Source organism: Pseudomonas sp. 09C 129, assembly GCF_002843625.1.
Taxonomy (GTDB): Bacteria; Pseudomonadota; Gammaproteobacteria; order Pseudomonadales; family Pseudomonadaceae; genus Aquipseudomonas; species Aquipseudomonas chlororaphis.
Window position 1 is genome coordinate 306,395 of record NZ_CP025261.1, and the last position, 20,309, is coordinate 326,703.

The window sequence follows — 20,309 nt, forward strand, 5'->3', positions numbered from 1 at the left end:
CTACAGATCCGACTCCTGCACCACCCGCACCTTCTGCGCATCCAGCGCATAGGCCGCGTCGGCCAGGTCGTTGCTGACCGTCTCGACCTTCAGGTGGCCGGTCACCCACAGCGGCGTGTAGATATCGTCCAGCTTCACGCCCTTGGGGAAACGCACCAGCACCAGTTGATTGGGCGGCGGTGGCGGCACATGGATACAGGCGCCCGGGTAAGGCACGAGGAAAAACAGCGTGCTGCGCCCCTTGGCATCGGACTCCAGCGGCACCGGATAACCGCCGATGCGGATGTCCTTGCCGTTCATGGCCGGCACGGTCTTGGTCGAATACATCACCGCCGGCAACCCCTTGCTCTGCTTCAGGCCGCCCTTTTCGGTAAAGGTGCCATTGGCTTCGGGGGAGTTGTGATCGATTTCCGGCATTTGCTCGAGGGCTTTCTGGTCCGACTTGGGCATCAGTTCGAGCCAGTCGGTTTCCGGCAGTTCGCCGGCATGGGCCAGGCCCGGGCCCAGCAGAACAAGAGTCAACAGAAGACGGCGCATGGAGGAGCTCGGCAAGAAAGGGACAAGACAACGCCGGGCATTCTAGCCCTCTCTACCTGCGCAGCAGAGAGGGCTTTGTCGCTAAATCAGTTCTTTTTGACCAGGCCGTAGATCACCAGCAGCACGACCGCGCCAACCAGCGCGCCGATGAAGCCCGCGCCCTGGCCCGCCTGGTAGATGCCCAGGGCCTGGCCGCCGTAGGTGGCTGCCAGCGAACCGCCGATACCGAGCAGGATGGTCATGATCCAGCCCATGCTGTCATCGCCCGGTTTCAGGAAGCGAGCCAGCAGGCCAACGATCAAGCCGATAAAGATGGTTCCAATAATTCCCATGGCATTTCCCTCTGTATGAGTTAGGTATGCCAAAGCCTAGTTAGCGCATTGGCATCCTGCCATCAGAGAACGGCGGCCCCGATTGGTTCCACCGCAGCCTCAGGAAGTTATTCGGCGATCAGCGCTTCGACCTTGAGGATCTGCGCCTCGAGGGTTGCCTTGTCCTTGCAGCGCAGGTTGGCGTGACCGACCTTGCGCCCGACCTTGAAGGCCTTGCCGTAGTGATGCAGATGGCAATCGTCGATGGCGATGACTTTCTCCACCGCCGGCACTTCGCCGATGAAGTTGATCATCGCGCTCTCGCCGACCTTGGCGGTCGAACCCAGCGGCAGGCCGGCGACAGCCCGCAGGTGGTTCTCGAACTGGCTGCACTCGGCGCCTTCGGTGGTCCAGTGCCCGGAGTTGTGCACCCGTGGCGCGATCTCGTTGGCCTTGAGGCCACCGTCGACTTCAAAGAACTCGAACGCCATCACGCCGACGTAGTCCAGCTGCTTGAGCACGCGGCTGGAATAGTCTTCGGCCAGGGCCTGCAGCGGGTGATCGCTACTGGCCACGGACAGCTTGAGGATGCCGCTGTGGTGAGTGTTGTGCACCAGCGGGTAGAAGCGGGTTTCACCATCGCGGGCGCGCACGGCGATCAGCGAGACTTCGCCGGTGAACGGCACGAAGCCCTCCAGCAGGCACCCCACGCTGCCCAGCTCGGCGAAAGTGCCGACCACGTCTTCAGGGCTGCGCAGGACTTTCTGGCCCTTGCCGTCGTAACCCAGGGTGCGGGTTTTCAGCACGGCCGGCAGGCCGATGCTGGCCACGGCGGCCTCCAGGTCGGCTTGCGACTGGATGTCGGCGAACGCCGGGGTCGGAATCCCCAGGTCCTTGAACATGCTCTTCTCGAACCAGCGATCTCGGGCGATGCGCAGGGCTTCGGCGCTCGGGTAGACCGGGACGAACTGCGACAGGAAGGCCACGGTTTCCGCCGGCACGCTTTCGAACTCGAAGGTCACCAGGTCCACTTCGTCAGCCAGCTGGCGCAGGTGATCCTGATCGCCGTAATCGGCTCGCAGGTGTTCGCCCAGGGCAGCGGCACAGGCGTCCGGAGCCGGGTCGAGGAAAGCGAAGTTCATCCCCAGCGGAGTGCCCGCCAGAGCCAACATGCGACCCAGTTGGCCGCCACCGATTACACCGATCTTCATCGTCAAAAACCTCAGGCGATGCGTGGGTCTGGATTGTCCAGGACGCTGTCTGTCTGCTCAGCGCGGAATTTTTTCAGCACAGTATGAAATTGCGGATGCTTGGCGCCAAGGATGCTCGCCGACAGCAGCGCGGCGTTGATCGCGCCGGCCTTGCCGATGGCCAGGGTGGCGACCGGAATGCCCGCGGGCATCTGCACGATGGAGAGCAGCGAGTCGACGCCCGAGAGCATCGACGACTGCACCGGAACGCCCAGCACCGGCAGGTGGGTCTTGGCCGCGCACATGCCTGGCAGGTGGGCCGCGCCACCGGCACCGGCGATGATCACCTCGATGCCACGCGCTTCGGCATCGGTGGCGTACTGGAACAGCAGGTCCGGGGTGCGGTGGGCAGAGACCACTTTCACCTCGTAAGGGATGCCGAGCTTTTCCAGCATATCGGCGGTGTGGCTAAGGGTGGACCAATCGGACTTGGAGCCCATGATCACGCCAACCAATGCACTCATCGTCGTGCCTCTTCTCTCTGGGCGCCCGCGGGCGCGTCAAAAACAACAAGCCACGCGGAGTGCGTGGCTTGAATGTGCGAATTATGGCCGGACGAACCGGCCGAAGGCCGCGCAGTATACCGAAAAAGGTGCATTAAACGCACTTTTGCCGACCATCTGTCATACACCATGTTTCAGGCGCAAAGCGGCGGTTTTATTGACTTTTGGGTCAGTCAGCATGGGCCAGGATCGTTGCCAAATTCCTGTAGCCGCTGCCACAGGCTGCGATCGACGGCGAAGCCGGCGCAAAGGGGGTATTCCCACTCCTTCAGACAGACCGCGTCGCCAGGTTTTGCGGCCCCTGCGACGGAGTGCCGCCCAGAGCGAGCGCAGCCTTCGGCAGCGGCTACAGGTCAGGTGTTGCCTGTGCCCTGCGCCGCGCCACCTTCGAGCTTGCGCCACAGCAGCCGGACGTTGGCCTTGCGCACCAGGGCGCAGCGGTACAGGCGGATCTCCAGCGGCACATGCCATTGCGCGCCGCCGCAGACCACCAGTTCGCCGCGGGCCAGTTCGGCGCGCACGCTCAGGTGCGGCACCCAGGCAATCCCCAGGCCTTCCAGGGCCATGCTCTTGAGGCTGTCGGCCATGGCGGTTTCATAGACCGTGGTGAACCGCAGGTTGCGCTGGCGCAGCAGCTGGTTCACCGAACGCCCGAGAAACGCCCCGGCGCTGTACGCCAGCAGCGGCACGCTGGCCTCGCCTTCCAGGTCGAACAGCGGCTTGCCGGCGGCATCCGCCGCGCACACTGGCAGCATCTCGGTCTGGCCCAGGTGCAGTGAAGGAAAGATTTCCGGGTCCATCTGCATGGCCGAGTCCGGGTCATAGAAGGCCAGCATCAGGTCGCAGCCGCCTTCGCGCAGGGCATGCACGGCGTCGCCGACGTTGGTCGCCACCAGCCGCGTGGCGATGTTCAGGCCTTCGTTACGCAACTGGGCGATCCAGCGCGGGAAGAAACCCAGGGCCAGGGAGTGCGCCGCGGCGACCTGCATCACTTCGCCCTGCCCGCCTTCGAGGTGATGCAAGTGCCGCAGCACTTCGCCCAGTTGCTCGACCACCGTGCGCGCGGTCACCAGGAACAGCTGCCCCGCCGCCGTCAGTTCGATCGGCGTGCGCGAGCGGTTGACCAGGGTCAGCCCCAGCGCCGCTTCCAGGCTGCGGATCCGCCGGCTGAAAGCCGGCTGGGTCACGAAGCGCCGTTCGGCGGCCTGCGAGAAGCTGCGGGTGGCGGCCAGGGCACTGAAGTCCTCGAGCCATTTGCTTTCCAGATTCATCACGTCCTCCCGGGGAACGCACCATTTTAGGTCACACGCTTGCCGCGCAAGCGGCGTCACACGGGCATTATGCCGTTTATGCATAGGCCAGTGTTTAACAGCATTGGCCCAAATTTTCCCGCAGGCCTAGGATTCGCAGCGTTCCGGCACAGACCGGGTCCATATCGAGATGATTTCTATCATGTCCTCCGCTGCATCTTTCCGCACAGAAAAAGACCTGCTTGGCGTACTCGAAGTACCTGCTCAAGCGTATTACGGCATCCAGACCCTGCGAGCGGTGAACAACTTCCGCCTCTCCGGCGTTCCGATTTCGCACTACCCAAAACTGGTCGTGGCCCTGGCAATGGTCAAGCAGGCAGCTGCTGACGCCAACCGCGAGCTGGGTCACCTGAGCGAAGCCAAGCACGCTGCCATCAGCGAAGCCTGTGCCCGTCTGATCCGCGGCGACTTCCACGAAGAGTTCGTGGTGGACATGATTCAAGGCGGCGCTGGCACTTCGACCAACATGAATGCCAACGAAGTCATCGCCAACATCGCGCTGGAGGCCATGGGCCACAGCAAGGGCGAATACCAGTACCTGCACCCGAACAACGACGTGAACATGGCGCAGTCGACCAACGACGCCTACCCGACCGCGATCCGCCTGGGTCTGCTGCTGGGCCACGACGCGCTGCTGGCCAGCCTCGACAGCCTGATCCAGTCGTTCGCCGCCAAGGGTGAAGAATTCAGCCACGTCCTGAAGATGGGCCGTACCCAGCTGCAAGACGCCGTGCCGATGACCCTGGGCCAGGAGTTCCGCGCCTTCGCCACCACCCTGAGCGAAGACCTGGCCCGCCTGAAGACCCTGGCGCCGGAAGTGCTGACCGAAGTGAACCTGGGCGGTACCGCCATCGGTACCGGCATCAACGCCGACCCGCGTTACCAGGCCCTGGCCGTCCAGCGCCTGGCCACCATCAGCGGCCAGCCGCTGGTACCGGCCGCCGACCTGATCGAAGCCACCTCCGACATGGGCGCCTTCGTGCTGTTCTCCGGCATGCTCAAGCGCACCGCGGTCAAGCTGTCGAAGATCTGCAACGACCTGCGCCTGCTGTCCAGCGGCCCGCGTACCGGGATCAACGAGATCAACCTGCCAGCGCGTCAGCCAGGCAGCTCGATCATGCCCGGCAAGGTCAACCCGGTGATCCCGGAAGCGGTCAACCAGGTGGCGTTCCAGATCATCGGCAACGACCTGGCCCTGACCATCGCGGCCGAAGGCGGCCAGCTGCAACTGAACGTGATGGAGCCGCTGATCGCGTTCAAGATCTTCGACTCGATCCGCCTGCTGCAACGCGCCATGGACATGCTGCGCGAGCACTGCATCACCGGCATCACCGCCAACGAGCAGCGCTGCCGCGAACTGGTCGAGCACTCGATCGGCCTGGTCACCGCGCTGAACCCGTACATCGGCTATGAAAACGCCACCCGTATCGCCCGCATCGCCCTGGAAAGCGGCCGCGGCGTACTGGAACTGGTGCGCGAAGAAGGCTTGCTCGACGACGCCATGCTCGCCGACATCCTGCGCCCGGAAAACATGATTGCCCCGCGTCTGGTCCCGCTCAAAGCCTGACCAACGCCCGCCCTGGCCACAGGGCACCGCTCACCAGGTCGAGGGACTAGACACCTCTCACCTTTTGAGGGCTTGGAGATTCTTCTCCAAGCCCTTTTTTTTGCCTGTTCCTTTACCTGCCCTTGAAACCGCCGCGCCCGCTTCGCGGTCGATCGCAGCCTGCGGCAGCGGCTACAGATCCAGGCCTTCGCGATACTTCGCCCAGGCTTTGGCCAGGCACAACCGGCCATCAGGGTAGATAATCGACCTCCCGCCGCGACCGGCAACGAATACCAAGGCATCCCGTCGATGGACCCGACGCACATCCAGGCCCTTCAACAACTGCGCAACCTGATCCCCATCGGCCTGCGCCACGCCCAAACCCTGCTGGCCCGCTGCGCGGGCAATCCCCAGCAAGCCGCCGAGCTCTACAAGTCCGAGCTGTTGCAGTTACTGGTGGACAAGTCCGGCCTGCCTCCCGAGCAAGCCCGCGAACACCTGCACAACGCCGGCTACGACCTGAACCTTGCCCTGCACGCTATAGAAGAAGCACGCTTCACCCTGACCCAGCGCATCCTGCGCAAACATCACCGAGACAAGGGCCGGGCCCTGGACCTGATCGCCCAGGCCATCGAAACCGAGGAGCAACTGCCGCGCCAGTACTGGCTGGCCTTCGCGCCACTGGAACAACTGGCACCGACGCCGCGCTGCTTCATGGTGCTCCACGAGTGGCTGGCCTTTGAGGACTGGGAAGGCTTTGACAGTGCCCTGCACTTTCACCTGCCCCAGGTCATCGCCCAATTCAGGCACCTGCAACTGGACGCCCTGGCGGACACCCTGGAACAGGCCGATCAGCGACAGAAACACCTGAGGGCGAGCCATGCCGGGAGCGACAGTCCCAGCGCGTTGGCCGCGCGGATCAATCAGGACCCGCTCTTCAACAGCCATCAGGGCGCCTACAACCGCTACCGAGCGCTGCTCGACGAGCGCCTGTTCGAGTGGGTGGAACAGCATATACAGCAGTTTCCAGCCTGAGCGGCGAATGGCCGGGGCGTTACCTGACATAAGGGCCTGGCCTGCCGCATCGCCAAACACAGTGACCTCATGCCGCCCCAGGAGTATCGACAAGGACTGCAACCGTTCTTGAGCACATGCCCGGTAACCCCCGAGCCGGCCTGATCCCGCTTGCAGATACTTTTCTTGAGGACCACAAACGCCCTCAAGGCCTCTTTCTTCCACTGATAAAGCGACAACTTTTACTTGCTCTGTTTCATATACAAAACAAGTAAGCGATTTATCCCACTTTTTGCGTTACCCGAACAAGCACCGACTTCTTGCAACTTCCCAGGCTTTGCCCGGGCAGTGTGCAATTTCGTGCCAAATAAGAAACCATGTTTCATATATGGAACGTTTCATTTTCAACTAAATAACTACAACTCATTAATAAACAAGGACTTTTAAACTAAAACACCGCGCTATAAAGCACTGGCATTGTTCATGCACTAAACGGCGTATCACCTATAAAACAGACCAGAGTACCTTCCCAATGGCTGTGAAAGAGATGTACGCCGTCGCCCCTCAATGGAATAAGCCCGCTCCCAAGGAAGATCTGGAGCCGACTGAAATTGAATTTCGCAATGTCGGCAAATGTTTCCCGGCCAAGGGCCAATCCGCAGCGCCATTCGCTATTCGCGAGGTGAACTTCAAGATTCGCCGGGGTGAAGTGGTATCGATCATCGGCCCTTCCGGTTGTGGCAAGAGCACCATCCTCAATATGGGTTCCGGCCTGTATCGCCCCAGCGAAGGCGAAGTGTTCGTCAGCGGCGAACCGGTCACCGGCCCGGTACGCCAGGTCGCCTTCATGTTGCAGAAAGACCTGCTGATGCCCTGGCGCAGCATCCGCCGCAACGTCGAGCTGGGCCTGGAGATCCAGGGCGTGCCCGCCGCGACCCGGCAGACCGTGGCCAACGACCTGCTCGAACGTTGCCACCTCAAGGGCTTCGCCGATCACTACCCGTTCCAGCTGTCCGGCGGCATGCGCCAGCGCGCGGCCCTGGCCCGGACCCTGGCCATCGACCCGCAGGTGCTGTTCCTCGACGAGCCGTTTTCCGCCCTCGACGCCCAGACCAAGATGATCCTGCAACAGGACATGGCGCGGATGCTCTACGACGAAAAGAAGACCGCCCTGTTCATCACCCACGACCTGATCGAAGGCATCGCCATGTCCGACCGGTTGCTGGTCATGAGCGCCCGCCCCGGCACCATCATCGAAGAAATCAGCATCGACCTGCCGTTTCGCGACAACCCGCTGGAGCGCCGCAAGCTGCCGGAAATCGGCCCGCTGGTGGGCCGCCTGATGGAGTTGCTGCAAGTCGGCGCGGACACCGAACTGCACTGATCACCGCCCTCGCGGCCCCCAACCGATTCAGGAGTCCCCATGCTCAAGTCTCTGTTTCAACGTCTTTGCGCATTCAGCCTGGGCCTCGGCCTGGCCTGCACGGCCCAGGCCCAGGCCCAGGCCCGGACCGACGTCACCTACCTGCTGCCGGCACCGCCCAACTCGCCGGCCTTCGCGCCCTGGATCATCGCCAAGGAGAAGGGTTACTACGCCGCCCAGGACCTCAACCTGACCTTTATCGCCGCCAAGGGCGGGGTCGACGTGGCCAAGCAGATCGGTGCCGGTAATGCCTTGCTCGGCGGCGCCATCGGCGACACGCCGATCGTGGTCCGGGCCAATGGTATTCCGGTGCGCGCCGTGGCGGTGCTGGGCTCCGGCGGGGTGACCATGATCGCCACCAACGCCAAGGAAAATATCGAGTCCATCACCGACCTCAAGGGCAAGACCATGACGGTGATGTCCTACTCCGACACCACCTACTACGCCCTGCTCGCCTCGCTGCGCAAAGCCGGCCTGAGCAAGACCGACGTGAATATCCAGGCCGCCGGGCCGGCCGGGGTCTGGCAGCTGTTCTCGGCCGACAAGGCCCAGGCCATGGCGGGCGTGCCGGACTGGGTGGTCAACGCCGAAGAGGCCGGGGTGCGGATCAAGCTGATTCCCCAGGCGCAGATTTTCGAAAGCATGGCCCAGGCGATCCTCGCCTCCGACGACGCCATCAAGAACCAGCCCAAGGTCGTGCGCGGCGTGGTCCAGGCCACCCTGCAAGGCATGCGCGACATTATCCAGGACCCGCGCGCCGCCGCCGTGACCTTCGCCAAGGCCGTGCCGGCCTACGCCGGCAAGGAAGACTCGCTGGAGAAGGTTTTCAAGCTCTACGTCGAGCATGTCTACGCCAACCAGCGCGTGCTCGGCCACATCGATCCGCAGCGCCTGGACAAGGTCCGCCAGTTCTACGTCAGCGAAGGCATCGTCAGCCAGGAGCCCAAGCTCGAGGACCTGTTCACCAACCAATTCGTCGACAGCCCGGTCGCCGCGCAATGAGCCACCGGGACAACAAGGTACGCACACGATGAAAAGCCTGAATAACTCCATGCTCGGCAGCGCCGCGCTGCTGGTCCTGTTCCTGGTGCTCTGGCAATGGGGCCCGGGCCTGCTCGGCATGCCCGAATTCGTCATGCCGCAACTGAGCCGCGTGGCCCAGGAAAGCCTGGTGATGTGGCACAGCGGCGGCCTGCTGCAACACACCCTGATCACCGCGCTGGAGATCATCGTCGGCTTCGGCCTCGGCGCCCTGCTGGGGGTGGTGATCGGCGTGTCCCTGGGCCTGTCGCCCGCCGCCGAAGCCATGTTGTCGCCCTACATCCTGGCCCTGCAGATCGCCCCGAAAGTCGCCTTCGCGCCGCTGTTCGTGATGTGGCTGGGCTACACCATCTACCCGAAGATCCTGATCGCCATCCTGATCGTGTTCTTCCCGGTGATGATCAACGTGCTCTCGGCGATCCGCACCGTCGATCCGGACATGATCAACCTGGTGCGCACCATGAACGCCAGCCGCTGGCAGATCTTCCGCCTGGTGGAGTTCCCCTCGGCCATGGCCGCGCTGTTCTCCGGCCTGCGCATCGCCTCGACCCTGGCGGTGATCGGCGTCACCGTCGGCGAGCTGGTCGGCGGCAACCAGGGCCTGGGCTTCTTGCTGGTGGACGCCGAGGGCCAGGGCAACACCGCCGGGGTGTTCGTCGCCATTGTCATGCTCACCCTGATCGGGGTGATCGCCTACGGCGCCGTGGTCTGGGCGGAAAAACGCGTCCTGCACTACATGCCCAAAGCCATGCTGAGCACCCAATAATGAACAGCCAGAATCTTCTGCTTGAAGGGCGCCGGGTGCTGGTCACCGGCGGCGCCCGTGGCCTGGGCTACGCCTTCGCCCAGGCCATCGGCCGGGCCGGTGCCCGGGTGGTGATCGCCGACGTGCTGCAAGAGCGCGTGCAGCAAGCCGCCAGCGAACTGCGGGCCCAGGGCCTGGACGTCCAGGCCGTGACCCTCGACCTGGCCCAACCGGCCTCCATCGACGCCTGCATCGCCGCCACCCTGGACCTGCTCGGCGGCCTCGACGGCCTGGTGAACAACGCCTCGATCACCAACTCCGGCGGCAAAGGCTGCGAAGAGCTGAGCATCGACACCTGGGACCAGGTGATGCAGGTCAACGTGCGCGGCACCTGGCTGATGACCACCGCCTGCCTGCCGGCCCTGCGCGCCAGCGGCCACGGCGCCATCGTCAACCTGGCCTCCGACACCCCGCTGTGGGGCGCGCCGAACCTGCTGGCCTACGTCGCCAGCAAGGGCGCGATCATCGCCATGACCCGCAGCCTGGCCCGCGAGCTGGGCGCCGACAACATCACGGTCAACGCCATCGCCCCCGGCCTGGTGCTGGTGGAGGCCACCGCCTACGTGCCCGAGGCACGCCACCGTTTGTACAACGACCAGCGGGCCATCCAGCGCCCGCAACTGCCCGAAGACGTCAGCGGCGCCGTGCTGTTCGCGCTGTCCGACCTTGCCCGCTTCATCACTGGACAAACCCTGCCGGTCAACGGCGGGTTCGTCATGCCTTGATCTGGAGACTGTCATGACCGATCTATCTGCCCAAAACGCCACCCCGAAAAGCTGGGACCGCCCTGCCGGCGCCAGCCTGGAAAGCTGGATGAACACGCGCATCGCCCGCTACCAGACGCGCAAGTACGACTGGGACGCGCTGAAGTTCCAGGCCGACTACGACCCGAAATTCCGCCGTGCGCAAATGCGCTACATCGGCACCGGCGGCACCGGCGTCAGCAGTGACATGAACACCATTGCGTCGGAGCACTTCACCTTCTCCACCATGGTCATCCCGGCCGGCCACGAAGGCCCGCCGCACCTGCACATCGACGTCGAGGAAGTGTTTTTCGTGCTGCGCGGCAAGCTCAAGGTGGTGCTGGAAAAGGATGGCGAGCGCTTCGAGACCATCCTCACCGACCGCGACGTGATTTCCGTGCCGCCGGGCGTGTACCGCGAAGAGATCAACATCGGCGACGAAGACGCGCTGATGTGCGTGATGCTCGGCGCGAAAAAGCCGATCACCCCGACCTATCCGCCAGAGCACCCTCTGGCCTCGATCAAGCGCGGATAAGCCCATGTTGCCAGGCCTCTCTCAACCCGTATCGACGGCGGACCTCCAGGCCCGACTGGCCCGCGACTTTGCCCAGCGCCTGGTGCCCGTGGCCGGCGGCCGGCAGGCCCTGCGCGAATGCGGCGCGGGCCCGGCGATCGTGCTGCTGCACGGCATCGGTTCCGGGGCGGCGTCCTGGCTAGAGGTGGCCCGACAGCTGGCGCCCCAGGCCCGGGTCATCGCCTGGGACGCGCCCGGCTACGGCGATTCCAGCCCCCTGGAATCCCCCGCGCCCAAGGCCGAGCACTACGCCGCCCGCCTGGTGCAGATGCTCGATGCCCTGGACGTCGAGGAATGCGTGCTGGTGGGGCATTCCCTCGGCGCGCTGCCGGCCCTGGCCTTCGCTCGCAGTTCACAGGCGAGCCGGGTGAGTCGCCTGGTACTGATCAGCCCGGCCCGGGGTTATGGCGCCCCGGAACGCGGCGAGCAGCGCCAGCTGGTGCGCCGCCAGCGCCTGGAGAACCTGGAGCATCTGGGGATCGCCGGCCTGGCCGAACAACGCAGTGCCCACATGGTCTCGCCCAACGCCGCGCCGCAGGCCCTGGCCTGGGTGCGCTGGAACATGGCGCGGCTCAACCCCGCGGGTTATCGCCAGGCCATCGAGCTGCTGTGCGGCGACGACCTGCTGCGCCACGACCAACCCGGCATGCCCTGCGAAGTGCATTGCGGCGAAGCCGACCGCATCACCCCGGCCGAGACCTGCCTGATCCTGGCCAAGGCGCTGGGCGCCAGCTTCAACCTGATCGCCGACGCGGGCCATGCCAGCCCCATCGAACAACCGCTGGTGGTCGCGGGCCGCCTGGCCTTTGCCATCAAAGAATCCCTGACAGGTAGAACCCTATGAACGACTCCGATCCGCTGAAGGACGCTCAGGACAAATACATAGTGCCGGGCCTGGAGCGTGGCCTGTTGCTGCTCTGCGAGTTCAGCCGGCGCAACCGCACCCTGACCGCGCCGGAACTGGCCCGCCGCCTGGCCCTGCCGCGCTCGACCATCTTCCGCCTGCTCACCACCCTGGAAACCATGGGTTTCGTCACCCGCAGCGGCAACGAATACCGCCTCGGCATGTCGGTGCTGCGCCTGGGCTTCGAATACCTGGCGTCGCTGGAGCTGACCGAGCTCGGCCAGCCGCTGCTGGCGCGCCTGTGCGACCGCCTCAACTACCCGAGCAACCTGGTGGTGCGCGACGGCCGCTCGATCGTCTACGTGGCCAAGGTCTCGCCGCCCTCGGTGTTCTCCAACGCGGTCAACGTCGGCACCCGCCTGCCGGCCCACGCCACGGTGCTGGGGCGCATCCTCCTGGAAGACCTGTCCCTGGCCGAACTGCGCGAGCTGTACCCCGAAGAACATCTGGAGCAGTACTCCCACAGCACGCCGAAAACCGTGCTGGAGCTGTTCGACATGGTCCAGGCCGACCGCCAGCGCGGCTTTATCAGCGGCGAAGGTTTCTTCGAATCGGCGATCTCCACGGTGGCCGCGCCAGTGCGCGACCAGAGCGGGCGCATCGCCGCCGCCCTGGGCGTGACCATCCCCACCACGCAGATCGGCCATGTCAATTTCGAGGAACTGCTGTCGCAGGTCCGCCGCAGCGCCGACGAGCTGTCGCGCCTGCTCAACTACAACGGCGTGGCCCACGACGGGCAACAGCGCGTGACCGCCTTGATGAGGGATTGAGATGAGCCTTTATCAACTGCAAGGTCGCACCGCGATCGTCACCGGCGGCTCCTCGGGCATCGGCCTGGCCTGCGTCGAACTGCTGCTGGAAGCCGGTGCCGCCGTGGCCTTCTGCGGACGCGACGGCGAGCGCCTGCGCAGCACCGAAGCCGACCTGCGCCAGCGCTTCCCCCAGGCCCGGATGCTGGCCCAGGTGTGCAACGTGCTCGACGCCGAGTCGGTCAGCGCCTTCGCCCATGCCAGCCAGGCCGCGCTCGGCGAGGCCAGCGTGCTGATCAACAACGCCGGGCAAGGCCGGGTCTCGACCTTCGCCGACACCAGCGACGCCGCCTGGAGCGAAGAGCTGAACCTGAAATTCTTCTCGGTGATCAACCCGGTCCGCGCCTTCAAGGCCCAGCTGGAAAGCCAGCGCGAGGCCGCCATCGTCTGCGTCAACTCGCTGCTGGCCTGCCAGCCGGAACCGCACATGGTCGCCACCTCGGCCGCCCGCGCCGGGGTGATGAACCTGGTGCGCTCGATGGCCACCGAATTCGCCCCGCAGGGCATCCGGGTCAACGGCATCCTCATTGGCCTGGTGGAGTCCGGGCAATGGCGCCGGCGCTTCGAGGCCCGCGAAGAACGCGACCTCGACTGGGCGCAATGGACCGCCCAGCTGGCGCAACGCAAACACATTCCCTTGGGGCGCCTGGGCCTGCCGCTGGAAGCGGCCCGCGCGATCCTGTTCCTGGCCTCGCCTCTGTCGGCTTACACCACAGGCAGCCATATCGATGTATCCGGAGGCCTGTCCCGCCATGCGTAACGAAAACACTGTCACCGTGGGCGCTGCCATCACCGCCTTTCTCGAACAATGCGAGGTCAAGGCCGCGTTCGGCGTGATCTCGATCCACAACATGCCGATCCTCGATGCCTTTGCCGTGCGCGGCAATATCCGCTTCGTCATGGCCCGCGGCGAAGCCGGCGCCGCCAACATGGCCGACGCCTATGCCCGCACCACCGGCGGCCTCGGCGTGTGCCTGACCTCCACCGGCACCGCGGCCGGCAACGCCGCCGGCGCCATGGTCGAAGCGCAGACCGCCGGCACGCCGCTGCTGCACATCACCGGGCAGATCGAAACGCCGTACCTCGACCAGGAACTGGCCTACATCCACGAAGCCCGCGACCAGTTGAACATGCTCAAGGCGGTGTCCAAGGCGGCGTTCCGCGTGCGCAGCGTCGAGACCGCCATCAGCACCCTGAAGCTGGCGGTGCAGACCGCCCTGACCGCGCCGACCGGGCCGGTGAGCGTGGAAATCCCGATCGACATCCAGTCGACCTTTATCCCGATGCCCTCCGACCTGTCGCCGTTGCCGATCCCGGTCGCGGTGCCGGCGCCGGAAGCCCTCGACCTGGTCGCCGAACGCCTGGCCGGGGCCAAGCGTCCGCTGCTCTGGCTCGGCGGTGGCGCCCGGCATGCCGGGGCGCAGGTCAAGCGCCTGCTGGCCATGGGCGTGGGCGTCATCACCTCGACCCAGGGCCGCGGCGTGGTCAACGAAGACGACGAGCGTTGCCTCGGGGCCTTCTCGCAGAACAAGCGGGTCGAGCAGTTCCTGCAAACCTGCGACGCGCTGCTGATCGCCGGCTCGCGGCTGCGCAGCAACGAGACCTTCAAGTACGCCCTGAAGTTGCCGCAGAACACCCTGCGCATCGACGCCAACCCGGCCATCGAAGGCCGCAGCTACGCCAGCGAACTGTTTATCTGCGGCGACGCCGCGCTGGCCCTGGAGGGCCTGGCCGACCGCCTCGAAGGCCGCTTGCAGACCGACCCGGACTTCCTCGCCGAACTCAAGGCGGTCCGCGAGCAATCGCGCAGCCAGCTGGTGGCCGACCTGGGGCCGTACTCGGCGATGGTCGAACAGTTGCAGGCCAGCACCGGCCGCAACTTCTCCTGGGTGCGCGACGTGACCCTGTCCAACAGCATCTGGGGCAACCGCCTGCTGACCCTCTACCACCCGCGCGCCGGGGTCCACGCCCTCGGTGGCGGCATCGGCCAGGGCCTGGCGATGGGCATCGGCGCGGCCGTAGCCGCCGCCGAAACCGCGCCCGGGCGCAAGGTCTTCGCCCTGGCCGGCGACGGCGGTTTCATCCTCAACCTCGGTGAGCTGGCGACCCTGGTCCAGGAGCGCGCCAACCTGGTGATCCTGCTGATGAACGACCAGCGCTACGGGGTGATCCGCAATATCCAGGACGCGGTCTACGGCAGCCGCCATTGCTACGTCGACCTGCACACCCCGGACTACACCAAGCTCGCCGAGTCCCTGGGGCTGCGCCACGGCCTGGTCACCGACCTCAAGGACTTCGGCAAGGTGGTGGACAGCGCCCTGAGCCAGCCCGGCCCGTTCCTGCTGGAAGTCGACATGCTCAGCGTCGGCAACTTCGCCACCCAGTTCGCCGGCCCGCCCAACAGCGAAACCAAAGCCCAGAAGGCCACCGCCTGAGGATCGCGCCATGTTGCATATCACCATGATCGGCTGCGGCGCCATTGGCGTCGGCGTGCTCGAACTGCTGGAGCAGGACCCGCAGTTGTGCGTGGACTACGTCATCGCCTCCCAGGGTTCCGAAACCCTGGTGCGCCAACGCCTGGCCAGCTTCAAGCAGCCGCCGCAGGTACTCACCGCGCTGCCGGCCGACGCCCGTCCGGACCTGCTGGTGGAATGCGCCGGCCACCGGGCCATTGAAGAGCACGTGCTGCCGGCCCTGGAGCGCGGCATCGCCTGCCTGATCGTCTCGGTCGGCGCGCTGTCCGAAGTCGGCCTGGTGGAGCGCCTGGAAGCCGCCGCCGAACGTGGCCAGACCCGCATCGAACTGCTGCCCGGCGCCATCGGCGGCATCGATGCGCTGTCGGCGGCCAAGGTCGGCGGGCTGGACTCGGTCAACTACACCGGACGCAAGCCGGCCCGCGCCTGGAAGAACACCCCCGGCGAGCAGGCCTGCGACCTCGACAGCATCAGCGAGGCCACGGTGATCTTCCAGGGCAGCGCCCGCGAAGCGGCGCGGCTGTACCCGAAGAACGCCAACGTCGCCGCCACCCTGTCGCTGGCCGGCATCGGCCTGGATCGCACCCAGGTGACGCTGATCGCCGACCCCCACAGCGAGGAAAACGTCCACCACTTCGAAGCCCGGGGCGCCTTCGGCGGTTTCGAGTTGAGCCTGCGCGGCAAGCCGCTGCTGGCCAACCCCAAGACCTCGGCGCTGACCGTGTACAGCGTGGTCCGTGCCCTGGGCAACCACGCCCACGCGATTTCGATATGAATGGGCAGCGGCAAGCTTCAAGCGGCAAGCCACAAGTAAAAGCGCACCGCTCTTGCTTCTTCTTGCAGCTTGAAGCTTGCAGCTTGCCGCTGGCCCCCATACCTGAGGTTCTTCCATGACTCTCGAACAGACTTTACCCATCTGCATCGCCGGCGAGTGGCGCCTGGGCCGCGGCGAGCGTTACGCCAGCCGCTACCCGGCCACCGGTGAAGCCGTGGCCTGGCTCAATGCCGCCGATCTGCAGGATGTCGAAGACGCCATCCAGGGCGCGCACCAGGCGTTCCTGCACAGCGGCTGGGCCCAGCGCAAACCCCACGAGCGGGCCGGCGTGCTCTACCGCATCGCCGAACTGATCCGCCAGCACGGCGAAGAGCTTGCGCAATTGCAGCGCCAGGACAACGGCAAGCCGATCAACGAGACCCGCGCCCTGGTGGCCAGCGCCGCCGGCACCTTCCAGTTCTTCGCCGCGGCCTGCGAAACCCTGGAAGAAACCATCACCCCGTCGCGCGGCGATTTCGTCAGCATGAGCGTGTATGAGCCAATGGGCGTGGTCGCTGCGATCACCCCGTGGAACTCGCCGATCGCCAGCGAGGCGCAGAAGGTCGCGCCGGCCCTGGCGGCGGGCAACGCGGTGGTGATCAAGCCGGCGGAAATCACCCCGCTGCTGGCCCTGCGCCTGGCCCGCCTGTGCGAAGAAGCCGGCCTGCCCAAGGGCCTGGTCAGCGTGCTGCCCGGCAAGGGTTCGCTGCTCGGCGATGCCCTGACCCGGCATCCGCTGGTCAAGCGCGTGTCGTTCACCGGCGGCACCCGCACCGGCAAGCACATCGCCCATATCGCCGCCGACAAGATGATGCCGGTGTCCCTGGAACTGGGCGGCAAGTCGCCGACCATCGTCCTCGACGACGCCGACCTCGACCACGCCGTGGCCGGGGTGCTGTACGGCATCTTCAGTTCCTCGGGTGAAGCCTGCATCGCCGGCTCCCGGCTGTTCGTCGCCCGCGCCTTGTACGAGCCGTTCATGCAGCGCCTGGTGGCGGCCGCGGCCAACCTGCGGGTCGGCGACCCGGCCAACGAAAACACCCAGATGGGCCCGCTGATCAGCGCCGGCCATCGCGAATCGGTGGAGCGCTACGTGGCCCTCGGGCTGGCCGAGGGCGGCCGCCTGCTGCTCGGCGGCCAGCGCCCAACCGGCGGCATCTACGATCAAGGCTACTTCTACCCGCCGACCATCCTCGAAGGCCTGAGCAACAGCCAGCAGACCTGCCAGGAAGAAATCTTCGGCCCGGTGCTGGTGGCCATGCCCTTCGATGACGAAGCGCAGCTGCTGGAGCAGGCCAACGACAGCCTGTACGCCCTCGCGGCCGGGATCTGGAGCCGCGACTACAAGCGCGCCTGGGCCCTGGGCCGGCGCCTGCAGGCCGGCACGGTGTGGATCAACACCTACAAGCAGTTCTCGATCTCCACGCCCTTCGGCGGCTGGCGCGACAGCGGCCTGGGCCGCGAAAAAGGCCGCCTGGGCATCCTGCAGTACATGGAACAGAAGAGCCTCTATTGGGGCATGAACGAACAGCCACTGGCCTGGGCCGGTGTGCCACGAGAGGTAGCGCTATGAGCGTGTTAGGCATCGATGAAGTCACCTATGGCGTCGAGGATCTGGACACCTGCGTGCGGTTTTTCAGCGACTGGGGCCTCAAGCAGGTCAGCGCGCAGCCCGACGAGGTGATCTTCGAAACCCTCAACGGCTGCCGTGTGGTGCTCGCCGACCTGGACAAGCCGGGCCTGCCGCCCGCCATCGAGGCCGGCTCCACCGTGCGCGAAGTGGTCTGGGGCGTGGCCAGTACGGCGGACCTGGCGCTGTACCGCCAGCGCATCGCCCATGACCCAGGGTTTGTCGAGACCGACGAGCGCATCGGCTGCACCGATCCCAACGGCCTGGCGATCCGCCTGCAAGTGACCCGCAAGCGCGAGATCGACATCGAGTGCAGCGGCCACAACACCTGGCAGACCAAGGGCCGGATCAACAAGGCGGCGCCGGTCTATGAACGCGCGACGCCGATCGAAGTCGGCCACGTGGTGTTTTTCGTCAAGGACGTGAACGCCTGCGAAGCCTTCTACCACGAGCGTTTCGGCTTCCAGGCCTCGGACCGTTATCCGGACCGCGGGGCGTTCTTGCGCACCGCCGAGGAAGGCGGCCACCACGACCTGTTCATGCTGCAACTGCCGGCGCCGCGGGCCGGGCTCAACCACGTGGCGTTCACCGTGCGCGACGTGCACGAAGTGTTCGGCGGCGGCATGCACATCTCCCGCAGCGGCTGGACCACCGAGATCGGCCCGGGGCGGCACCCGGTGTCTTCGGCGTTCTTCTGGTACTTCAAGAACCCCGCCGGTGCGCTGGTGGAGTACTACGCCGACGAAGACCAGCTGACCGGCGAATGGCAGCCGCGCACCTTCGAACCGGGGCCCACGGTGTTCGCCGAATGGGCCATCGCCGGCGGCATCGACGGCCACACCCGGCGCCAGCAGAACGTCGAGGCGCCGCAAGGCAAATTCCTCACCGACAAACCGAAACCCTGAGCAGGAGTCGTCCATGTCTTCCCTGAACATTGCCATCGCCGGCGCCGGTATCGGCGGCCTGACTGCCGCCATCGCCCTGCACCGCGCCGGCCACCGGGTCACCGTGTTCGAACAGTCGAAAGCCTTCCTGCGGGTCGGCGCCGACATCAACCTCACACCCAACGCGGTGCGCGCGCTGGACGGCCTGGGCATAGGCGCCGCGGTGCGCCTGCCGGCCGCCCGGCCGACCCATCGCATCAGCCGGATGTGGGACAGCGGCGAAGAAACCTCGCGCCTGGAAATGGCCGACGCCGCCGAGCGTAAATACGGCGCGCCGCAACTGACCATCCACCGCGCCGACCTGCTGGCGGCCCTGGCCGAAGTGTTCCCGCTGGAGCAGGTGCAATTCGCCAAGCGCGCCGAACGGGTGATCCAAGACGACGACGGCATCGCGCTGCACTTCAAGGACGGCAGCCAGCACCGCTGCGATGTCTTGATCGGCGCCGACGGCATCCACTCGGTGGTGCGCAACGCGCTGTTCGGCGAAGAACATCCGCGCTTCACCGGGGTGGTGGCCTACCGCGCGGTGGTGCCAGCCGAGCGCGTGGCCCAGGTGCCGAACATCCAGGCCTTCACCAAATGGTGGGGCCCCAACCCGCAGAGCCAGATCGTCACCTTCCCGCTGAACCAGGGTAAGGACATCTTCATCTTCGCCACTACCGCCCAGGACAGCTGGCACGAGGAGTCCTGGACCAGTGCCGGCGACGCCGAGGAGCTGCGCAGCCACTACCGGGCGTTCCACCCGGACGCCCGCGCCCTGCTCGACGCCTGCACCGATGTGCTCAAGACCGCGCTGTACGAACGCGATCCGCTGCCGTTCTGGTCCAGGGGCGCGATCACCCTGCTGGGCGACGCCTGCCACCCGATGATGCCGTTCATGGCCCAGGGCGCCGGCCAGGCCATCGAGGACGCGGTGGTGCTCGCCCGCTACCTGCACGACCTCGACAGCCCGGCGTCGGTCGCCGCGGCCTTGCAGGCCTACCAGCAGGCGCGCCTGGCGCGCACCAGCCAGATCCAGATCGGCTCGCGGGGCAACCAGTGGCTCAAGGACGGCGGCAACGCCGACTGGGTCTACGGCTATGACGCCTGGGCCGTGCCCACCGACAGCGCGGCCTGAACATGAGCGAGACATTGCTGGTGACCGTGCTGCTCAAGCACGACCAATCGAAGAACCTGGAAGACATCCAGCGCCACATGAAGCAGCAGGACTGGTGGGAGCGCTTCCCCCCGCAAGGCGTCGAGCTGGTGTCGTGGACCGTGGCCATGGGCCTGGGCCAGATCGTCACCCTGCGCTTGCCGCCGAGCCTGCTGCCGACCCTCAACGTCGAGCTCGAACGCTCGGCCTGGGGAGTGTTCGGCACTGAGGTTTTCCCGACATACGACTTTATCCCGGTGCGCGAAACGATCCGCGAACGGGTACGCAACGGAGGTCAATGACATGAACACCCACGAACGATTCCTCGAACCCCATCAGGCGCGCAAGCGGCCCAACACCCAGTTCGAAGAGCTGCTGGGCGATTCCATCGAGCGCGCTTTCGGCAATGGCGTGAGCGAGCTGCCGGCGCTGCTCGCCCACCTCAACCTGGCCGGGCCGCCCTGCCCGCTGACCAGCGGCGAGTGGACCGAGGATGCCTATAAAACCCTGATGGCCCGGCTGGGCGAATGACCCGGCAGAAG

22 protein-coding genes are annotated in these 20,309 nt (G+C 65.8%); 17 read left to right on the forward strand and 5 right to left on the reverse strand.

Going from position 1 to position 20,309, the window contains the following annotated elements:
* The 5 genes from CXQ81_RS01495 to CXQ81_RS01515 all read right to left on the reverse strand — a co-directional run bounded on the left by CXQ81_RS01495 (window position 1) and on the right by CXQ81_RS01515 (window position 3,872).
* Window positions 1-537 carry a DUF3299 domain-containing protein gene (locus tag CXQ81_RS01495; protein ID WP_101336294.1) on the reverse strand — a complete coding sequence of 179 codons (537 nt, stop codon included), beginning with the start codon at window positions 535-537 and terminating at the stop codon, window positions 1-3.
* A gap of 86 nt (window positions 538-623) precedes the next feature.
* On the reverse strand, window positions 624-869 hold the full coding sequence (locus CXQ81_RS01500; RefSeq protein WP_007928514.1) for a GlsB/YeaQ/YmgE family stress response membrane protein: 246 nt from the start codon (window positions 867-869) through the stop codon (window positions 624-626).
* 107 nt (window positions 870-976) lie between these two features.
* Window positions 977-2,059 (reverse strand): 5-(carboxyamino)imidazole ribonucleotide synthase, encoded by a 1,083-nt coding sequence (locus tag CXQ81_RS01505; protein ID WP_007928513.1) that lies wholly within the window; start codon window positions 2,057-2,059, stop codon window positions 977-979.
* An 11-nt stretch (window positions 2,060-2,070) separates the two neighbouring features.
* Complete coding sequence (gene purE / locus CXQ81_RS01510; RefSeq protein WP_007928512.1) at window positions 2,071-2,562, reverse strand: 5-(carboxyamino)imidazole ribonucleotide mutase; 492 nt, start codon at window positions 2,560-2,562, stop codon at window positions 2,071-2,073.
* Window positions 2,563-2,954: 392 nt separating this feature from the next.
* Window positions 2,955-3,872, reverse strand: a complete 918-nt coding sequence (locus CXQ81_RS01515; protein WP_009041373.1) for a LysR substrate-binding domain-containing protein — start codon at window positions 3,870-3,872, stop codon at window positions 2,955-2,957.
* A 181-nt stretch (window positions 3,873-4,053) separates the two neighbouring features.
* On the opposite strand from CXQ81_RS01515, the gene aspA reads away from it, so the two are divergent.
* The 17 genes from aspA (at window position 4,054) to CXQ81_RS01600 (ending at window position 20,298) form a co-directional block, all read left to right on the forward strand.
* On the forward strand, window positions 4,054-5,478 hold the full coding sequence (gene aspA, locus CXQ81_RS01520; protein WP_007928510.1) for an aspartate ammonia-lyase: 1,425 nt from the start codon (window positions 4,054-4,056) through the stop codon (window positions 5,476-5,478).
* Between the two features lie 288 nt (window positions 5,479-5,766).
* Window positions 5,767-6,492, forward strand: coding sequence for a hypothetical protein (locus CXQ81_RS01525; protein WP_101336295.1), 726 nt, complete (start codon window positions 5,767-5,769; stop codon window positions 6,490-6,492).
* Between the two features lie 526 nt (window positions 6,493-7,018).
* A complete protein-coding gene (locus CXQ81_RS01530; RefSeq protein WP_052034491.1) occupies window positions 7,019-7,855 on the forward strand; it encodes an ABC transporter ATP-binding protein in 837 nt (278 codons plus the stop codon).
* A 39-nt stretch (window positions 7,856-7,894) separates the two neighbouring features.
* Window positions 7,895-8,896, forward strand: a complete 1,002-nt coding sequence (locus CXQ81_RS01535) for an ABC transporter substrate-binding protein (RefSeq protein ID WP_101336296.1) — start codon at window positions 7,895-7,897, stop codon at window positions 8,894-8,896.
* Window positions 8,897-8,924: 28 nt separating this feature from the next.
* Complete coding sequence (locus CXQ81_RS01540; protein ID WP_007928506.1) at window positions 8,925-9,701, forward strand: ABC transporter permease; 777 nt, start codon at window positions 8,925-8,927, stop codon at window positions 9,699-9,701.
* Window positions 9,701-10,465 (forward strand): SDR family oxidoreductase, encoded by a 765-nt coding sequence (locus CXQ81_RS01545; protein ID WP_101336297.1) that lies wholly within the window; start codon window positions 9,701-9,703, stop codon window positions 10,463-10,465. The genes CXQ81_RS01540 and CXQ81_RS01545 overlap by 1 nt, the downstream gene beginning before the upstream one ends.
* 13 nt (window positions 10,466-10,478) lie before the next feature.
* Window positions 10,479-11,018 carry a cupin domain-containing protein gene (locus CXQ81_RS01550; RefSeq protein WP_007928504.1) on the forward strand — a complete coding sequence of 180 codons (540 nt, stop codon included), beginning with the start codon at window positions 10,479-10,481 and terminating at the stop codon, window positions 11,016-11,018.
* Window positions 11,019-11,022: 4 nt separating this feature from the next.
* Entirely contained in the window at window positions 11,023-11,901 is an 879-nt protein-coding gene (locus CXQ81_RS01555) for an alpha/beta fold hydrolase (protein ID WP_101336298.1), read from the forward strand.
* The gene (locus CXQ81_RS01560; protein ID WP_007928502.1) at window positions 11,898-12,731 is read left to right on the forward strand and encodes an IclR family transcriptional regulator; all 834 of its coding nucleotides are present in this window, start codon (window positions 11,898-11,900) and stop codon (window positions 12,729-12,731) included. The genes CXQ81_RS01555 and CXQ81_RS01560 overlap by 4 nt, the downstream gene beginning before the upstream one ends.
* A gap of 1 nt (window position 12,732) precedes the next feature.
* A complete protein-coding gene (locus CXQ81_RS01565; protein WP_101336299.1) occupies window positions 12,733-13,530 on the forward strand; it encodes an SDR family oxidoreductase in 798 nt (265 codons plus the stop codon).
* Window positions 13,523-15,205, forward strand: a complete 1,683-nt coding sequence (locus CXQ81_RS01570) for a thiamine pyrophosphate-binding protein (protein WP_101339364.1) — start codon at window positions 13,523-13,525, stop codon at window positions 15,203-15,205. The genes CXQ81_RS01565 and CXQ81_RS01570 overlap by 8 nt, the downstream gene beginning before the upstream one ends.
* 10 nt (window positions 15,206-15,215) lie before the next feature.
* On the forward strand, window positions 15,216-16,019 hold the full coding sequence (locus CXQ81_RS01575; protein WP_101336300.1) for an aspartate dehydrogenase: 804 nt from the start codon (window positions 15,216-15,218) through the stop codon (window positions 16,017-16,019).
* A 115-nt stretch (window positions 16,020-16,134) separates the two neighbouring features.
* The gene (locus tag CXQ81_RS01580) at window positions 16,135-17,631 is read left to right on the forward strand and encodes an aldehyde dehydrogenase (RefSeq protein WP_101336301.1); all 1,497 of its coding nucleotides are present in this window, start codon (window positions 16,135-16,137) and stop codon (window positions 17,629-17,631) included.
* The gene (locus tag CXQ81_RS01585; RefSeq protein ID WP_101336302.1) at window positions 17,628-18,593 is read left to right on the forward strand and encodes a VOC family protein; all 966 of its coding nucleotides are present in this window, start codon (window positions 17,628-17,630) and stop codon (window positions 18,591-18,593) included. Before CXQ81_RS01580 ends, CXQ81_RS01585 begins: the two co-directional genes overlap by 4 nt.
* Window positions 18,594-18,606: 13 nt before the next feature.
* Window positions 18,607-19,749: an FAD-dependent monooxygenase gene (locus tag CXQ81_RS01590; protein ID WP_101336303.1), complete on the forward strand. Its 1,143-nt coding sequence runs from the start codon at window positions 18,607-18,609 to the stop codon at window positions 19,747-19,749.
* 2 nt (window positions 19,750-19,751) lie between these two features.
* A complete protein-coding gene (locus tag CXQ81_RS01595) occupies window positions 19,752-20,069 on the forward strand; it encodes a hypothetical protein (RefSeq protein WP_007928488.1) in 318 nt (105 codons plus the stop codon).
* 1 nt (window position 20,070) lies between these two features.
* Window positions 20,071-20,298 (forward strand): recombinase-like helix-turn-helix domain-containing protein, encoded by a 228-nt coding sequence (locus CXQ81_RS01600; RefSeq protein WP_007928486.1) that lies wholly within the window; start codon window positions 20,071-20,073, stop codon window positions 20,296-20,298.
* Window positions 20,299-20,309: the final 11 nt, after the last annotated feature.

Coding starts and splice junctions, on each gene's coding strand:
- CXQ81_RS01590 (WP_101336303.1), top strand. CDS start 18,607: ATGTCTTCCCTGAACATTGCCATCGCCGGCGCCGGTATCGGCGGCCTG.
- CXQ81_RS01565 (WP_101336299.1), top strand. CDS start 12,733: ATGAGCCTTTATCAACTGCAAGGTCGCACCGCGATCGTCACCGGCGGC.
- CXQ81_RS01505 (WP_007928513.1), bottom strand. CDS start 2,059: ATGAAGATCGGTGTAATCGGTGGCGGCCAACTGGGTCGCATGTTGGCT.
- CXQ81_RS01500 (WP_007928514.1), bottom strand. CDS start 869: ATGGGAATTATTGGAACCATCTTTATCGGCTTGATCGTTGGCCTGCTG.
- CXQ81_RS01525 (WP_101336295.1), top strand. CDS start 5,767: ATGGACCCGACGCACATCCAGGCCCTTCAACAACTGCGCAACCTGATC.
- CXQ81_RS01595 (WP_007928488.1), top strand. CDS start 19,752: ATGAGCGAGACATTGCTGGTGACCGTGCTGCTCAAGCACGACCAATCG.
- CXQ81_RS01580 (WP_101336301.1), top strand. CDS start 16,135: ATGACTCTCGAACAGACTTTACCCATCTGCATCGCCGGCGAGTGGCGC.
- aspA (WP_007928510.1), top strand. CDS start 4,054: ATGTCCTCCGCTGCATCTTTCCGCACAGAAAAAGACCTGCTTGGCGTA.
- CXQ81_RS01555 (WP_101336298.1), top strand. CDS start 11,023: ATGTTGCCAGGCCTCTCTCAACCCGTATCGACGGCGGACCTCCAGGCC.
- CXQ81_RS01535 (WP_101336296.1), top strand. CDS start 7,895: ATGCTCAAGTCTCTGTTTCAACGTCTTTGCGCATTCAGCCTGGGCCTC.
- purE (WP_007928512.1), bottom strand. CDS start 2,562: ATGAGTGCATTGGTTGGCGTGATCATGGGCTCCAAGTCCGATTGGTCC.
- CXQ81_RS01560 (WP_007928502.1), top strand. CDS start 11,898: ATGAACGACTCCGATCCGCTGAAGGACGCTCAGGACAAATACATAGTG.
- CXQ81_RS01530 (WP_052034491.1), top strand. CDS start 7,019: ATGTACGCCGTCGCCCCTCAATGGAATAAGCCCGCTCCCAAGGAAGAT.
- CXQ81_RS01515 (WP_009041373.1), bottom strand. CDS start 3,872: ATGAATCTGGAAAGCAAATGGCTCGAGGACTTCAGTGCCCTGGCCGCC.
- CXQ81_RS01585 (WP_101336302.1), top strand. CDS start 17,628: ATGAGCGTGTTAGGCATCGATGAAGTCACCTATGGCGTCGAGGATCTG.
- CXQ81_RS01550 (WP_007928504.1), top strand. CDS start 10,479: ATGACCGATCTATCTGCCCAAAACGCCACCCCGAAAAGCTGGGACCGC.
- CXQ81_RS01600 (WP_007928486.1), top strand. CDS start 20,071: ATGAACACCCACGAACGATTCCTCGAACCCCATCAGGCGCGCAAGCGG.
- CXQ81_RS01570 (WP_101339364.1), top strand. CDS start 13,523: ATGCGTAACGAAAACACTGTCACCGTGGGCGCTGCCATCACCGCCTTT.
- CXQ81_RS01540 (WP_007928506.1), top strand. CDS start 8,925: ATGAAAAGCCTGAATAACTCCATGCTCGGCAGCGCCGCGCTGCTGGTC.
- CXQ81_RS01545 (WP_101336297.1), top strand. CDS start 9,701: ATGAACAGCCAGAATCTTCTGCTTGAAGGGCGCCGGGTGCTGGTCACC.
- CXQ81_RS01495 (WP_101336294.1), bottom strand. CDS start 537: ATGCGCCGTCTTCTGTTGACTCTTGTTCTGCTGGGCCCGGGCCTGGCC.
- CXQ81_RS01575 (WP_101336300.1), top strand. CDS start 15,216: ATGTTGCATATCACCATGATCGGCTGCGGCGCCATTGGCGTCGGCGTG.